Here is a 15,247-nt window from a genome sequence, read left to right on the forward strand (position 1 = left end):
GCCACAACGCACTCCCGGAACGGGGCCCCGACGTGTCACGATTCAGGGCACGGCGTGCGGGGCGCCGGGGCGACCGCACCGTGAGGTGCGCCGAGGGAGGATGTCCGGTGTCAGCGGGTGGGGCCCGCCGAGGGCGGCGGGACAACGGGCTCGACGCGAGCGAGTACGCCGTCGCCGGCGACGTGGATCCGCGCGTCGGCGAGCATCTGCTCGACGTGCTGGCCGCCGGCGGCATCGCGGCGTACCTCCAACCGTCGGCCGACCTGAACCCCGTCACCCGCACCACCACCGTTCCGTCCCGGCCGGTCGACCGGCTCTACGTCGACCGGTCGCACCTGACCACGGCACGTGACTACCTCACCCAGCTCGCCGACGAGACCCCCGCCGAGCCGGCCCGGAACGAGCCGGACGTGGACGCCGAGTGGGCCCGCATCGTGGCCGGCTTCCACACCGCCCCGGCCGCCGGGGCGCACCCCTGGCCGGCGGCGGAGGACGTCGACGACGAGCCGGGTGAGCCGGCGGCGGGCGGAGCCGGCCGGGTCGGGGTGGACGAGGGCGGGACCGCCACCGACGTGCGCCGGCTGCCCTGGGCCGCCGACATCTCCGGCGTCTCCGTGGGCCAGGGCCGGCAGGACGAGCCGTCGCTGCTGGACGGGCTGGACACCTTCGGCGCCGACCTGCCCGACGACGCGGAGGAGCGCTACACCCCGCCGCCGCCCCCGCCCCTGCCCCGGATCTCCAAGTACGCGGTGGCCGGCGTGCTCGCCATCATTGTCGGCTTCGTGCTCTTCCTGAGGCCGTCGCTGCTGCCGGTGGACTCGTCGGTGGTCACCCTGTTCGGGTTCACCGGGATACTGGCCGGCTTCGTGACGCTGATCTGGCGGCTGCGCCCCGGTGACTCCGACGACGACCCGGACAACGGCGCCCAGGTCTGACCGACCCCGCGCACCCCGCCCACCGTCCCGGCCCATGATCGCGCCCGGGCCCGCAGGCGGCAGGCTCACGCTCCGTCGCGTACCGTTCCCGGGCACGGACGCCGGGTGCCCGAATTGCGGGACGCCCACCGCCGCCGCGAAAGGCGTAACAGTGGTGTAACTTACTGTCGTAGGAATACCGCTGTACGTCAATTCCCCCACTGACTGCCCGGTTGTTCCTCGCTCGTGGTGGTCGGTCTCTGCTGATCGGAATGCCCGAGATGCGACAGAGTTCACTCGTGGTGGTGGCCAACCGCCTCCCCATCGACGACAGTGTGGCGCCCGACGGCGCCTGCGAGTGGCGGAGCAGCCCCGGCGGGCTGGTGAGCGCCCTGCACCCCCTGCTCCGGCACACCCCGGCCACCTGGGTCGGCTGGGCGGGCGGCACCGGGCCGGCGCCGGCCCTGCCCGACGTCGACCGCGTCCGGATGCACACCGTGCCGCTGAGCTCCGAGGATCTCCGCGACCACTACGAGGGCTTCGCCAACTCCACCCTGTGGCCGCTGTACCACGACGCGGTCGAGCAGCCCGAGTACCACCGCCGCTGGTGGGAGGCGTACCAGCGGGTCAACCAGCGGTTCGCCGAGGCGACGGCCGAGGTGGCCGAGCGGGGCGCGGTGATCTGGGTGCAGGACTACCACCTGCAACTGGTCCCCGGCCTGCTCCGCGAGCTGCGCCCCGACCTGCGGATCGGCTTCTTCCTGCACGTGCCGTTCCCGCCGCCGGAGCTGTTCATGCAGCTCCCCCGCCGGGCCGAGCTGCTGCGCGGCATGCTCGGCGCCGACCTGATCGGCTTCCAGCGCGCCCAGGCCGCGCACAACTTCGCCCAACTGGTGGCCAAGGTGCTGGAGCTGCCGGCGACCGACCGGCGGGTCGCCGTCGGCGACCGGGTGGTCCGGATCGGGGCGTTCCCGGTCTCGATCGACACCGCCGAGATGGCCGCCCTGGCGGGCCGCCCCGACGTGGCCGCCCGGGCCCGGCGGCTGCGCCGCGACCTCGGCGACCCCGACCACGTCATCCTCAGCGTCGACCGGATGGACTACACCAAGGGCATCGAGCAGCGCCTCAAGGCGTACAGCGAGCTGCTGGCCAGCGGGCACGTCAAGGTGCGCGACACGGTGCTGGTGCAGGTGGCGGTGCCCAGCCGGGAGCGGGTGACGCAGTACCAGATCCTCCGCGACCGGGTCGAGCGCGAGGTGGGGCGGATCAACGGCGAGTTCGGCCGGGTCGGCGAGCCCGCCATCCACTACCTCACCCAGCCGTTCGACCGGGCCGAGCTGGCCGCGCTCTACCGGATCGCCGACGTGATGGCGGTGACCCCGCTGCGGGACGGGATGAACCTGGTCGCGAAGGAGTACGTGGCGGCGCGGGTCGACGACACCGGCGCGCTGCTGCTCAGCGAGTTCGCCGGCGCGGCGGCGGAGCTGCCGCAGGCGTACCTGGTCAACCCGCACGACCTGGAGGGGCTCAAACAGGAACTGCTGACCGCGCTCCAGGCCGACCCGGCCGACGTCACCGCCCGGATGCGCGCGATGCGCGAGCACCTGCACCGCAACGACATCCACGCCTGGGCGCGCTCCTACCTCAGCGCCCTCGACGACGGCGGCTCGCTGCTGAACCACATCAGCACGACCGGCTGACCGGCCGGCCCCTCCGCCCAGGCCCGCTCAGGCCGCGCCGGCGCGGGTCAGGCCGGGGTGTGCTCCTTCTCCAGCCAGTCCAGGATCGCGTCGATCGGCTCCCGCCAGCGGGCATCCAGCATCAGGTCGTGCCCCATCCCGGGAAAGAGCAGCGGCGCGCCGCCGTGCCGCCGGGCGGCCCGGGTCAGCGCGGCCGGCGGGACCACCCGGTCGTCGGGGCTGCCCAGCACCAGCACCGGAGGGTGACCCACGGCCGGCTCCGGGTCACGGTGGGTCAGCAACTGCCACTGCGCGCGCCGGCCGGCCCGGCCGAGCCGGGCGGCGTACCGGCGGGCCTCGGCGTCGGGCAGCTCGCGGCTGAACAGTTGCCGGCGGCTCAGCCGCAGCCCGCCGCCGACCAGGGCGGGCAGGGTGCCGCCGGGATTGCGGCGCAGCGCGGCGCCCAGCGTCCCCCACTCGCCGAGCACTGGGGCGACCAGCACCGCCGCCCGGGCCGGGTAGCGGGCCAGGGCGTGCCGGACCACCAGGGCCCCGGCGCCGTGCCCCACCAGCACCGCCTGGCGCGGCAGGCCCGCCGCCACCTGCGTCACGTCGTGGGTGTACGCCCGCAGCGTCGCCTCCGGCGCCGGCTCGCTGCCGCCGTGCCCGCGCAGGCTCAGCGCGTACGCCGGGAAGCCGCGCCCGGCGGCGTGTTCCAGCCAGTGCTCGGCGAACGCCCACGCGCCGTGCCCGAAGCCGGGCACGAACAGCAGCGGGGGGCGGCCCTGCTCCAGCTCGGGGAGCACGCTGAGCACCTCGCGGCGGGCCGGGCGGACCGGGTGGGCCCACTCCCGGCCCCGCATGATCCGCACCCGCTCCCCGCCGCCGCTCACTTCTCCTCCAGGTCGTACATCGCGCGCTGCACGGCGCGCAGGTAGTCGGCGTGGCCGACCTCGAACCAGTGCCGGCTGCTGTCCTTGACCTTGCCGGAGTAGCGCTCGCCGACCCCGGCCGCGGCCCGCTTCGCGAACGCGGCGGCCCGGTCGGGCCGGGTGAGGCGCAGCGCGAGCAGCCGGGCGAAGAGCACGGTCTGCCAGTGCGACAGGGTGAAGATCCCCGAGTCGGACTGGACCAGGCCGGCGACGGCGAGGGTCGGATGGCCGGGGGCGAAGGCATTGAGCCACAGCCGGGGCCGGCCCGACCCGTCGGCGTCGCCGAGGATCCTCGGGTCGAGGAACTCGAAGCGGGGAAGGTAACCGGTGGCGAAGACGACCAGATCCGGCTCGATCCGGCGGCCGTCGGTCAGCTCCACCGCCTTGGCGTGGAACCGGGCCACGTCCGGCACCGGGGCGACCTCGCCGTGGCCGACGTAGTAGACGAGCTGGCTGTTGGCGATCGGGTGGGTCTCGTAGACCCGGTGGTCGGGCTTCGGCAGGCCGAACCGGGTCAGGTCGCCGACGGTGAGCCGCAGCGTCCAGTGGTAGAGCCACTGCCGGATCCGCAGCGGCACCCGCAGCGCCAGCAGGCGGTCGTTGACCTGGTCGGTGGGGCGCCCGAGGACGTACTTCGGGGCGTACCAGTAGCCGCGGCGGGTGGAGTGCCAGCAGTGGGACGCCTGCTGGGCCGCCTCGACCGCGATGTCGCAGCCGGTGTTGCCGGCCCCGACGACCAGCACCCGCTTGCCGCGCAACTGGGCCGGGTCCTTGTAGGACGAGGCGTGCATGATCTCGCCCCGGAACTCCTCCAGCCCCTCGTAGCGGGGCAGCTTCGGCGACCAGTTGTGGCCGTTGGCGACGACCACGGCGGCGTACCGGGAGGTGCGCTCCGGGCCGTACCCGCCGGTGCTGCGGGTGGTGACGTCCCAGCGGTCGCCGTCGACCGGCTCGACCCGGACCACCTCGGTGCCGAACCAGACGTGTTGTCGCAGGTCGAAGTGGTCGGCGTAGCGCTCGAAGTAGGACAGCAGCTGGCTGTGGTGCGGGTAGTCCGGCCAGTCGTCCGGCATCGGGAAGTCGGGGAACTGGGTGAACGGCGGCGACGAGATCAGGTGGGTGCTGGCGTACACGGGGCTGCGGTCGTGCCGCCAGTTCCACGCGCCGCCGACGCCGGTCTCCCGTTCGTAGCAGTCGACGCCGAAGCCGTGTTCGCGCAGGTTCTTGACGGCGGTCAGACCGCTGGCCCCGGCCCCGATGACGCAGACCGTGTCGCCCCGGTCGGAAATCGGGCGGCCGTCCCGGTTCGGGGCGAGCGTCGCCGCTTCCGGCTCGGGGCTGCCGGGATCGGTGGAGGGGGACACCGGATTCTCCTTAGGTGCGGCACGAGTGCCGGTCGCTGCGAAATCCTTCCGGTAACCCGACCGGTTTGTCCAGCCCCTGTGGAGGGTCGGACGCTCCGGGACGGTCAGCCGGTGGCCGGCAGCAGCAGGTCGACCAGGACGGGGAAGTGATCGCTGGCGCGGCGGGTCTGCGGGGTGTCCACCACGTCGTAGTCGACCACGGTGATCCGGGGGTCGACGAAGACCGCGTCGATCCGTCGGCGCGGGTCGGCGCACGAGTAGGTGTGCCGGTCGGCCCGGTCGGCCGCGACCGCCGCGTCGGTCAGCCCCTCCCCCACCGTCGCCCAGGCCGGGCCGTCGGGGCCCTCGTTGAGGTCGGCGCCGGCCACCACGGGCAGGTCGGCGGCGGCCAGCTCCCGCTTGAACGCCGCCGCCTGGGCGGGTCGCTCGGCCGGGTCGGTGGACAGGTGCGAGCCGGCCAGCAGGAACCGCGCCCCGCCCACCCGGCACTCGGCATACGCGGCACCGCGCAGGTGCCGGCCCGGGGTCAGCGGGTAACGCTGGCAGCGGGTGTCGAGCACCCGCACCCGCAGGCTGGTCAGCAGCAGGTTGCCCAGCGACGGCAGCCCGCCGGCGGCGACGACCAGCCCGAACGACCCGGCCAGCGTGGCCGACTTCTGCCGCCACCGGAACCGCCGGGGGGCCTCCTGCACGATCACCACGTCCGGCGCGGCCTCGCGGACCACCGCGGCCAGCGCGGCGGCGTCGTCGCGCTGGCTGTGGATGTTGTACGACACGACGCGCAGCGGCACGCCCGCGTTCTCGCTCATCCTGGCCCGCCTCAGACCCGACGGGCCAGGTCGGCGGCGCCGATCACACCGGCGGTGTTGCCCAGCTCGGCGGGACGCACCTCGGCGACCGGGAGCCGGTTGCGCTGGGCCAACGCGTCGGCGAAGGACCGCCGGGTCGGGCCGAGCAGCAGGTCGCCGGCCTCGACGACGCCACCGCCGACGACCAGCACCTGCGGGTCGAGGATCTGCGCCATGTCGGCGAGGCTGGTGCCGAGCCAGCGCCCGACCTGGGCGAACGCCTCGGCGGACACGGGGTCGCCCCCCTGGGCGGCGGCGGTCACCATCGGGCCGGTGACGGCCTCGGCCTCGCCGCCGGCCAGTTTCAGCAGTGCGGTGGCCCGGTGCGGCTCCTGGCGGGCGGCGGCGCGGGCGAACCGGACCAGGGCGCTGCCGCTGGCGTACTGCTCGATGCAGCCGAGCCGGCCGCAGCCGCACTGGTGGCCGTCGGGGACGGTGAGCATGTGGCCCAGCTCGGCGGCGATGCCGTTGGCCCCGCGCACCAGCTCACCGCCGAGCACGATGCCGCCGCCGACGCCGGTGCCGATGGTGAACATGACCATCGAGTCGTCGGCCTGCCGGGCCGCGCCGTAGCGGAACTCGGCCCAGGCTGCGACGTTGCCGTCGTTCTCCACGATCACCGGCAGGCCGGTCGCGACGCTGACGTACTCACGCAGCGGCTCGTCGCGCCAGGCCAGGTTCGGGGCGAAGAGGACGGTGGAGCGACTGACGTCGATCCAGCCGGCCGCGCCGATGCCGACGGCGTAGATCTCCCGGCCGGCGGCGAGTTCGGTGACCACCTCGATGATGACGTCGCGGGTCTTGGCCACGTTGTCGGCGGGGGTGTCCCGTCGGGCCTGCACGAGGACCTTGCCGGTGTCGTCCACGACACCGCCGGCCACCTTCGTGCCACCGACGTCGACTCCGATGGTCAGCGTCACCGCTGCCACTCCCCTCTGCTGTGCCGTCCGGCACCGTCACGGCGAACCGCCGTGGGGTGGGCCGGGATGTCCGGTGGTCAGGCCTCGTCGCCTGGTGCGTCCTCGACCGCGCCGCCGGGTGTCCGCGACGCGGACCCCGCGGGTTGGCCGGCCGGCTGTCGGGAATCCCGCGGCGCGGCCGGCCCGGCGTCGTCGGCGGGCGGCACGTCGGCAGCCGGAACGCCCCGACCCTCCCCCCGGGTCGCGGCGGACCACACGTCCTGCTCCGGCGCCGGCTGAGAATCATGCCCGGTACGGGTGGCCTCGCGCCACACATGATCGCCCGACCCCTGGTGCTCCCCCGTCCGGGGCGGGGGCGGTGCGGCTTCGCCCGGCTCCGGCGGGCGGTGGGCAGGATCACCGGCCGAGGCGAACGCGCGCAGCAGGCTGGCCACGCCGGCCGCCAGATCACCCGCTCCGGTGGCGAGCCGCTCGGCAAATTCCGGACTCGGGTCTCGTAACGCCGCGATACCGCGACAGACCGGGCAGATGCAGCATTCTGCCGCGCCGGTGGCGAAACCAACCCGGCCGGTCTCGGTGGGGCCGCCGGCCGTACGCCCGCCGGTGCTGTGACCGAGGACACTCGACAGGATCCCGCCGACCGGACCCCACGGGCCCTCCCCGGAACCGGAACCAGCGCCCGCGCGAGCCCCGGCCAGCCGGGCCGCCGCGAGCACCATGGCGACCAGCCGCTCCGCCTCTTCCCGGGCCGAACCCGGCTCGATACCCCCCACGGTCGGCTCCTCTACCGTGCCGGGCGTGCCGCAGCAGGTCGCGTCACCGCGCCGCACCGGATTCTTCTACCCGGAGCTTGAGCTGCTTCAACGCCGTATCCATGATCATTTTTTCGGCCTTACGCCGAAACATGCCCAGCATGCCCACGGAGAGCTCCACCTCCAGGGTGTAGGTCACCGTGGTCGTCCCGTCCGGGTTGCCGACCAGGTCGTACGCCCCGCGCTGGGAGCGCTGCATCTTCGAGGGCGCCACCAGATGCCACTCGATGCGGGTCAGATCCTCGGAGTACTCGTAGGCGAGCACGTACTCGTCAGCCAGCACCCCGGCGTCGATGGCGAACCGGACCTGGCTGGCGTAGCCGTCCTCGTACTCCTCGACGACTTCGGCCCGGCGCATCGCCTCGGTCCACTCGGGGTAACGCGTGAAGTCGCAGATCACCGTCGCGACCTGGTCCGGTGACGCGCCGATGACGATCGACTGGGTGGAGGAGTCCGCCATGTGGGGGAGGCTACCCGGCGGCGGGCGGACCCGCCCCGGTCCACCCCCGCCACGCAGCGGCCCGTCGTCGGCGGGCCCGGCCGCGCACGCCCGCACGGGACCGGTTCGGGCGACGGTCCGGCAACCTCCTACCGCAGTCAGCTGGGCGGGCGGGTAGGTTTCGACAGAGCCGACCCGTCCGGGCCCCTGCCCGCCCGGCCAGTGCGAGCACGAGGGAGTGCAGGTGCGCGAGTTCTCCGTTCCGCCGATCGTCACCGTCGGCGACTCGGCCAACCTGACACAGCCGGTCTGGGACAACGCCGAGGCGGCACCGGAGGCGGTGCAGTTCGTCCGCCCCGTCCCGTCGGCCGGCGAGGCGGGCCCGGCCCGGGAGGACGTGACCTGCCGGCAGTTCCGCGACGAGGTGGTCGCGGTGGCCCGTGGGCTGGTCGCGGCCGGCGTGTCCCCGGGCGACCGGGTCGCCCTGATGAGCCGCACCCGGTACGAGTGGACCCTGTTCGACTACGCGATCTGGGCGACCGGCGCGGTCACCGTGCCGATCTACGAGACCTCCAGCGCCGAGCAGGCCGCCTGGATCCTGGAGGACTCCGGCGCGGTCGCGGTCGTGGTCGAGAGCACCGCGCACGCCACCCTGGTCGCCGGCGTCCGGGACCGGCTCCCCGAGCTGGCACACGTCTGGCAGATCGAGCTGGACGCGGTCGGCGACCTGGTCGCCGCCGGCGCCCCGGTCGACCCGTTGGAGATCGACCGGCGCCGCACGGCGGTCCGGGCCGACGATCTGGCGACCATCATCTACACCAGCGGCACCACCGGCCGCCCCAAGGGCTGCGTGCTGACCCACCGCAACATGTACGCCGACATCGCCAACGCGGTGCCCGTACTGCCGAACCTGTTCCTGCGGCCGGGCGCGTCGACCCTGCTGTTCCTCCCGCTCGCGCACGCCTTCGCCCGGCTCATCCAGATCGGCGTGGTGCACGCGCGGGCCACCATGGCGCACTGCGCCGACACGACGAACCTCGTCGGGGAGCTCCAGGAGTTCAAGCCGACCTTCGTGCTCTCGGTCCCCCGGGTCTTCGAGAAGGTCTACAACGGGGCCCGGCAGAAGGCCGAGGCCGACGGCAAGGGGACGATCTTCGACCGGGCCGAGCAGGTCGCGGTCGCGTACAGCGAGGCCCTGGAGAAGCCGGGCGGGCCGGGCCTGGCGCTGCGCGCCCAGCACGCGGTCTTCGACAAGCTGGTCTACCGCAAGCTGCGCGCCGCCCTGGGCGGCCGGTGCCGGGACGCGATCTCCGGCGGCGCGCCGCTCGGCGCCCGGCTCGGCCACTTCTTCCGCGGCATCGGGGTGACCATCTGCGAGGGGTACGGGCTCACCGAGACCTCCCCGGCCGCCGCCGCGAACCTGCCCGACGCCACCCGGATCGGCACCGTCGGCCGCCCGCTGCCCGGCGTGACCGTCCGGATCGACGACGACGGCGAGATCCTGATCTCCGGCGACCTGATCTTCCGGGGGTACTGGCGCAACGAGGCGGCCACCGCCGAGGCGCTCAGCGCGGACGGCTGGTTCCGCACCGGCGACCTGGGGCAGCTCGACAACGACGGCTTCCTCAGCATCACCGGCCGGAAGAAGGAGATCATCGTGACCGCCGGCGGCAAGAACGTCGCCCCGGCGCTGCTGGAGGACCAGGTCCGGGCGCACCCGCTGATCAGCCAGTGTGTCGTGGTCGGTGACCGCCAGCCGTTCATCTCCGCGCTGGTCACCATCGACGAGGAGGCGCTGCCGAAGTGGCTGGCCGCCCACGGCCGCCCGGAGACCACCCCGGTCGCCGACCTGCGCGACGACGAGGCGCTGCGCGCCGAGGTGCAGGGCGCGGTCGACCAGGCCAACCAGTCGGTCTCCAAGGCCGAGGCGATCAAGGTGTTCCGCATCCTGCCGCACGACTTCACCGAGGCCACCGGCGAGCTCACCCCGTCGCTGAAGGTCAAGCGGCAGGTCGTGCACAAGACGTACGCGGCGGAAATCGCCGACGTCTACCGGCGCTGACTACGATCCGTCACGTGCCAGCCTCCTCGACACCCGCCCGGCCGCCCACGCAGCCACTCGCCACCGCCGCGCGCCTGGTCATGCTCGCGCTGGTCGCCGTTCTCACCCTCCTCGCGACCCGCGACGTCGGGCAGCTCTGGTGGATCGCCCTGCTGGGCGTCGCCGGCCTGCCCGCCGCCCTGGCCCCCCAGCACCGACGGCTCGGCCCGCTCAGCCGCTTCGCCGAGGTGGTGGTGCTGGGGCTGGCCGCCAGCCAGGTCGCCGCCGACACCACCCTCGACGGCGCCGCCAACGGGCTGGGCGCCTCGGCCGTGCTGGCGTACCTCGCCGTCCCGGTGACCGTGACCGCGCTGCGCCGCCGGTTCCGCGAGGGCGCGGCGCTGCTCGCCGTCTGCGCCGCCACCCTGCTGATCAGCGCCGCGCTCACCGGGGTCGACGGCGGTCGCCAGCTCGGCCAGCCCGGGTACCTCGCGGTCTGCGCCCAGTGGCTGATCCTGGCCGGGCTCGGGCTCTACACGGCCGGCACCCTGCACCGGGTGATGCGGGTCCGCGTCGAGGGCAAGCCCCAGCCGTACGCCGAGGCCACCCGGCTGCTGACCCAGCTCCGCACGGTCGCCCGGCAGCTTCCCGGGGCCACCCTCGACCCGGGCGGCATCTCCGAGCACCTGCTGGAGGAGCTGCGCACCGTGGCCCGGGCCGAACGGGCGGCGGTGCTCTCGGCCAGCGGCGGCGGGCGGCTGGTGGTGCTCGCCCAGGTGGGCGTGGACCGGGTCGACTGGGAGACCACGCTCGACGCGGACTCGGCGATCGCCGACGCCTGGGCGAGCCAGCAGCCGCAGACCGCGAGCCGCTCGCAGGCCCGCTCGCACGCCGGCGGCGACGTGTCGGCGCTGATCGTGCCCCTGGTCGCCGGCGTCCGCACGATCGGCATGCTGGTGATGGAGGCGGACGCCGCGCAGGCGTACCCGCCGCCGGTGGTGTCCCGGGTGACGGCGCTGACCCGCCCGGCCGCGCTGCGGCTGGAGGCCGCCCTGCTCTTCGACGAGGTGCGCTCGCTGGCCACCAACGAGGAGCGGCAGCGGCTGGCGCGGGAGATCCACGACGGGGTCGCCCAGGAACTGGTCATGGTCGGGTACGGCATCGACAACGCCCTGGCCACCGTCTTCGAGGACGCCGACGAGACCGCCGAGTCGCTGCGCCAGCTGCGCCACGAGGTGACCCGGGTGATCACCGAGCTGCGGCTGAGCCTGTTCGAGCTGCGCAGCGAGGTGGACCGGCAGGGTGGCCTGGCCGCCGCGATCGCCGAGTACGCCCGCACCGTCGGCGCGTCCGGTGGGCTGCGGGTGCACCTGTCGCTGGACGAGTCGACCGCCCGGCTGCCCGCCGCGACCGAAGCGGAACTCCTGCGTATCGCGCAGGAGGCGGTCACCAACGCCCGCAAGCACGCCGGGGCGTCGAACCTGTGGGTCACCTGCGAGGTGGACCCGCCGTACGCGCAGATCGAAGTGTCGGATGACGGTCACGGCATCGGTGAGCAGCGCCCGGACGGGCACTACGGCCTTGCGATCATGGCCGAGAGGGCGGAACGTATCCGGGGCCGGTTGGAGATCAGGCCGCGACGACCCAGCGGCACGACGGTGGCGGTGGTTCTCGGCTCCTCGTCCCGGCGCGATAAGGTGCGCGGCAACGCCGCAGCAGCAGAAGGGGAGTAACCCGAGGATGACCACAAGCCCGACACCGGCGACCCGCACCAAGGTCCTCCTTGTCGACGATCACGACCTGATCCGCAAGGGACTGCGGCACGCCTTCGAGCGGGACCGGCAGTTCGAGGTCGTCGGCGAGGCCGCCACGGCGGCGGAGGGGGTCCGGCAGGCCGGCGCCCTCCAGCCCGATGTGGTGATCATGGACCTGCGGCTGCCCGACGGCAGTGGCCTGGAGGCCACCCGCGCGCTACGCAAGTCCAGCGCTTCGATGGGCATCGTCGTGCTCACCATGTACGCCGGCGACGACCAGCTCTTCGGCGCCCTAGAGGCCGGGGCGAGCGCGTTCGTGCCCAAGACAGCCCCGGCCGACGAGGTGGTGGCCGCCGCCCGGCATGCCGCCTCCTCGCCGAGCGCGTTCACCGCGGCCGACCTGGCCGAGGCGATGAAGCGGCGGCTCGCGCCGTCCGGCCCGCAGCTCTCCCCCCGGGAGGGCCAGGTGCTGCGGCTGCTTGCCGACGGCATGAGCGTGGCGGGCATCGCCAAGCAGCTCTTCGTCAGCGAGTCGACGGCCAAGACCCACATCTCGAAGCTCTACGAGAAGCTGGGCGCGGCCAACCGGGCGCAGGCGCTGATGACCGCGCTACGGCTCGGCCTGCTCGAGGCGCCGGACGCCCCGAAGTTCTGACCGCTTCCCCGTCCGGCCGGCAGTCGCCGGTCGGGGGTTTCCGCGACGGCCGATGGGTCCGGTCAACGGGACCTCCCGACCGGCCGGTCGGGCGGGGAGCGGCCCTCTCTGGTCACCCGCGCGGCGGGCGGGGCAGAATACCCGGATGACCCGCGCGGGACGACGTGTTCCGCGTCGTTGACAAAAGGGGTAGGGCATGCAGCGGCCAGACTGGGCACCCGACACCATCGACATCGAGCGCCCCAGCGTGGCCCGCATGTACGACTACTACCTCGGCGGCTCGCACAACTTCGCCGCCGACCGGGCCGCCGCCCGGGCGATGGTGGACGCGGTGCCCGAGGCGCCACTGATGGCCCAGGCGAACCGGGCGTTCCTGCGCCGGGCGGTGCACTTCCTCGCCGAGGCCGGGATCCGCCAGTTCCTCGACATCGGCTCCGGGATCCCGACGGTCGGCAACGTGCACGAGATCGCCCAGCGGATCGACCCCGCCTCCCGGGTGGTCTACGTCGACGTCGACCCGGTGGCGGTGGCGCACAGCCGGGAGATCCTCAGCGGCAACGACCGGGCCGCCGTGGTCCAGGAGGATCTGCGCCACCCCGAGCGGATCCTGACCCACCCCGACGTCACCGGGATGCTGGACCTGTCGCAGCCGGTCGCGGTGATGATCGTGGCGGTGCTGCACTTCGTCCCGGACTCCGACGGGCCGGCGGAGATCCTGCGGACGCTGCGCGAGGCGCTGGCGCCGGGCAGCTACCTGGTGCTCTCCCAGGCCAGCGACGAGGACCGACACGACACCGGGGAGCGGGCGGAGGCCGAGGCGGTCTACCGCCGCACCGACAACCCGCTGTTCATCCGCAGCCGCGCCGAGCTGACCTCCCTCTTCGACGGCTTCGAGCTGGTCGACCCGGGAGTGGGCTGGGTGCCGCAGTGGCGCCCCGAGACACCCGAGAGCGCGGAGGACGCCGAGCAGGCGGTCTTCATGGGCGGCGTCGGGCGGCTCGGTGGGTGAGCGGTCCGACGGCCCGGCGGGCCCGACGGGCCCGAGGTCACTCGCCTCGCACCCGGGGCCACTCGCTCCGCACCCCGGGCACCTCGCCCCGCAGCCGACGCCACTCGCTCCGCACCCGGGGCACCTCGCCCCGCACCCCGGGGCCTTCGCCCGGGCCTGGGCGAAGGCGGTCTCCGGCACCAGCTACCTGCCGATGACCCAGGCCCAGTTGGAGGCCCTCCTGCAACGGCTCACCGACCGGCTGGCCGAGGCACTGGTGGCCGAGCCGTTCGACCGGCGGGTCGGCTACCAGGTCGGGGCGGAGCTGGTCGAGTCGCACATCGCCTCCGCCGAGGGGCTGGGCCGCACGATCGAGGTCGTGCAGCTCCGGCTGCTGCGCGACCTGAGGCTGGTCGGCGAGGACGTCGAGGACCGGCTGGCCCGGCTGCTGGCCACCGTGGCCACCGGCTACGCCCGGGCGCTGCGGGCCCGCACGCTGGACGAGCAGGAGTCCATCCGCCGGGCCGCGATGGTGGCCCGGGCGCAGGCCGAGCGGGCGCTGCGCGACAGCGAGGCCCGGTTCCGGCACCAGGCCACCCACGACCCGCTGACCGACCTGCCCAACCGCACCCTGTTCACCGAGCGGCTCGCCGCCGCGATCGACACCCCGGGCCGGGGAGCCGACCGGGTCGGGGTGTGCTTCCTCGACCTGGACCGCTTCAAGGTGGTCAACGACTCCCTCGGCCACCAGATCGGCGACCGGCTGCTGGTCTCGGTCGCCGACCGGCTGCGCCGGGCGCTCGACGAGCATCTGGTCGCCCGCCTCGGCGGTGACGAGTTCATCATCCTGGTCGAGCGGACGGCCTGCACCGACGACGTGGTGAAGGTGGCCGAGGCGGCGCTCGCCGCGGTCGGCGAGCCGGCCCTGGTCGACGGGCACGAGCTGACCGTGTCGGCGAGCATCGGCATCGTCGAACGCCCGGTGGCCGGGACCACCCCGGTCGACCTGATGCGCGCCGCCGACGCCACGCTGCACTGGGCCAAGGCCGCCGGGGGCGCCCGCTGGTCGCTGTACGACGCCGACCGCAACCGCCGGGAGCTGGCCCGGTACGCGCTCTCCGCGGCCATCCCCGCGGCGCTGGAGCGGGGCGAGTTCTACCTGGACTACCAGCCGCTGACCTCGCTGTGCGACGGCACCGTGCTCGGCGTCGAGGCCCTGGTCCGCTGGCGGCACCCCGTGCTCGGCGAGCTGCGCCCCGACAGCTTCATCGGGCTGGCCGAGGAGACCGGGCTGATCGTCCCGCTCGGCGGGTGGGTGCTCGCCGAGGCGTGCCGGGAGGCGGCGACCTGGTCCGGGCCGGGGCGCGTCACGCCGTTCGTCAGCGTCAACCTGGCGGTGCGGCAGGTGCACCGGCCCGGCCTGGTGCACGAGGTGCGCGCCGTGCTCGACCGCACCGGCCTGCCGCCCGAGCGGCTCCAGCTGGAGGTCACCGAGAGCGCCATGATGAGCGCCGTCGAGGAGCCGGTACGCGCCCTGCGGGTGCTGGCCGACCTCGGCGTGCGAATCGCCATCGACGACTTCGGCACCGGCTACTGCAACCTGGCGTACCTTCGGGACCTGCCGGTGACCGAGCTGAAGGTGGCCGGGGAGTTCGTGGCCGGGCTGCGGGCCCCGGCGGACGACCCGGCCAGCCGCACCGACGAGCGGATCCTCGCCTCGCTGGTCTCGCTGGCGCACGCGCTGGACCTGACCGTCACCGCCGAGGGGGTGGAGACCGCCGGGCAGGCCGACCGGCTGCGTGCCATCGGCTGCGACGCCGCCCAGGGCTGGCACTTCGGCCGACCGGCACCGCCGCCCGCCTCCTGGAGCACCTGATCCCGACCGGACGCCGGCCTGACCG

Annotated in this window: 13 protein-coding genes; 7 read left to right on the forward strand and 6 right to left on the reverse strand. The window is 74.2% G+C overall.

The window, feature by feature from the left end; translation table 11 throughout:
- The first annotated feature begins 107 nt into the window (after positions 1-107).
- Both OG617_RS05045 and OG617_RS05050 read left to right on the forward strand, forming a co-directional pair.
- Positions 108-935, forward strand: coding sequence for a DUF308 domain-containing protein (locus tag OG617_RS05045; protein ID WP_405099101.1), 828 nt, complete (start codon positions 108-110; stop codon positions 933-935).
- A 260-nt stretch (positions 936-1,195) separates the two neighbouring features.
- Positions 1,196-2,614 (forward strand): trehalose-6-phosphate synthase, encoded by a 1,419-nt coding sequence (locus tag OG617_RS05050; RefSeq protein WP_405099103.1) that lies wholly within the window; start codon positions 1,196-1,198, stop codon positions 2,612-2,614.
- A gap of 47 nt (positions 2,615-2,661) precedes the next feature.
- On the opposite strand, the gene OG617_RS05055 is transcribed toward OG617_RS05050, so the two are convergent.
- The 6 genes from OG617_RS05055 to OG617_RS05080 form a co-directional block, all read right to left on the reverse strand.
- On the reverse strand, positions 2,662-3,456 hold the full coding sequence (locus OG617_RS05055) for an alpha/beta hydrolase (protein ID WP_405104113.1): 795 nt from the start codon (positions 3,454-3,456) through the stop codon (positions 2,662-2,664).
- A 26-nt stretch (positions 3,457-3,482) separates the two neighbouring features.
- Complete coding sequence (locus OG617_RS05060; RefSeq protein WP_405099105.1) at positions 3,483-4,889, reverse strand: flavin-containing monooxygenase; 1,407 nt, start codon at positions 4,887-4,889, stop codon at positions 3,483-3,485.
- A gap of 104 nt (positions 4,890-4,993) precedes the next feature.
- Complete coding sequence (locus OG617_RS05065) at positions 4,994-5,698, reverse strand: endonuclease/exonuclease/phosphatase family protein (RefSeq protein WP_405099107.1); 705 nt, start codon at positions 5,696-5,698, stop codon at positions 4,994-4,996.
- An 11-nt stretch (positions 5,699-5,709) separates the two neighbouring features.
- Entirely contained in the window at positions 5,710-6,657 is a 948-nt protein-coding gene (locus tag OG617_RS05070; RefSeq protein ID WP_405099109.1) for an ROK family glucokinase, read from the reverse strand.
- 77 nt (positions 6,658-6,734) lie between these two features.
- Complete coding sequence (locus OG617_RS05075; RefSeq protein WP_405099111.1) at positions 6,735-7,430, reverse strand: hypothetical protein; 696 nt, start codon at positions 7,428-7,430, stop codon at positions 6,735-6,737.
- A gap of 43 nt (positions 7,431-7,473) precedes the next feature.
- Positions 7,474-7,929 (reverse strand): SRPBCC family protein, encoded by a 456-nt coding sequence (locus tag OG617_RS05080; protein ID WP_405099113.1) that lies wholly within the window; start codon positions 7,927-7,929, stop codon positions 7,474-7,476.
- A gap of 223 nt (positions 7,930-8,152) precedes the next feature.
- Here OG617_RS05080 and OG617_RS05085 point away from each other — a divergent pair, with 223 nt between their 5' ends.
- The 5 genes from OG617_RS05085 to OG617_RS05105 all read left to right on the forward strand — a co-directional run bounded on the left by OG617_RS05085 (position 8,153) and on the right by OG617_RS05105 (position 15,222).
- On the forward strand, positions 8,153-9,970 hold the full coding sequence (locus tag OG617_RS05085; RefSeq protein WP_405099115.1) for an AMP-dependent synthetase/ligase: 1,818 nt from the start codon (positions 8,153-8,155) through the stop codon (positions 9,968-9,970).
- Between the two features lie 14 nt (positions 9,971-9,984).
- Positions 9,985-11,682, forward strand: coding sequence for a GAF domain-containing sensor histidine kinase (locus OG617_RS05090; protein ID WP_405099117.1), 1,698 nt, complete (start codon positions 9,985-9,987; stop codon positions 11,680-11,682).
- Between the two features lie 7 nt (positions 11,683-11,689).
- Complete coding sequence (locus OG617_RS05095; RefSeq protein ID WP_007072219.1) at positions 11,690-12,358, forward strand: response regulator transcription factor; 669 nt, start codon at positions 11,690-11,692, stop codon at positions 12,356-12,358.
- Positions 12,359-12,554: 196 nt separating this feature from the next.
- Positions 12,555-13,367 carry an SAM-dependent methyltransferase gene (locus OG617_RS05100; RefSeq protein ID WP_405099119.1) on the forward strand — a complete coding sequence of 271 codons (813 nt, stop codon included), beginning with the start codon at positions 12,555-12,557 and terminating at the stop codon, positions 13,365-13,367.
- Positions 13,368-13,560: 193 nt separating this feature from the next.
- The gene (locus OG617_RS05105; protein ID WP_405104114.1) at positions 13,561-15,222 is read left to right on the forward strand and encodes a putative bifunctional diguanylate cyclase/phosphodiesterase; all 1,662 of its coding nucleotides are present in this window, start codon (positions 13,561-13,563) and stop codon (positions 15,220-15,222) included.
- Positions 15,223-15,247 lie beyond the last annotated feature (25 nt).

It is taken from the genome of Micromonospora sp. NBC_01412 (assembly GCF_045040215.1).
GTDB classification, from domain to species: Bacteria; Actinomycetota; Actinomycetes; order Mycobacteriales; family Micromonosporaceae; genus Micromonospora; species Micromonospora rubida.

Bases quoted from the DNA above. Each gene is read 5' to 3' on its own strand.
- OG617_RS05050 (WP_405099103.1), top strand. From the start codon at position 1,196: ATGCGACAGAGTTCACTCGTGGTGGTGGCCAACCGCCTCCCCATCGAC.
- OG617_RS05055 (WP_405104113.1), bottom strand. From the start codon at position 3,456: ATGCGGGGCCGGGAGTGGGCCCACCCGGTCCGCCCGGCCCGCCGCGAG.
- OG617_RS05065 (WP_405099107.1), bottom strand. From the start codon at position 5,698: ATGAGCGAGAACGCGGGCGTGCCGCTGCGCGTCGTGTCGTACAACATC.
- OG617_RS05080 (WP_405099113.1), bottom strand. From the start codon at position 7,929: ATGGCGGACTCCTCCACCCAGTCGATCGTCATCGGCGCGTCACCGGAC.
- OG617_RS05095 (WP_007072219.1), top strand. From the start codon at position 11,690: ATGACCACAAGCCCGACACCGGCGACCCGCACCAAGGTCCTCCTTGTC.
- OG617_RS05100 (WP_405099119.1), top strand. From the start codon at position 12,555: ATGCAGCGGCCAGACTGGGCACCCGACACCATCGACATCGAGCGCCCC.
- OG617_RS05105 (WP_405104114.1), top strand. From the start codon at position 13,561: ATGACCCAGGCCCAGTTGGAGGCCCTCCTGCAACGGCTCACCGACCGG.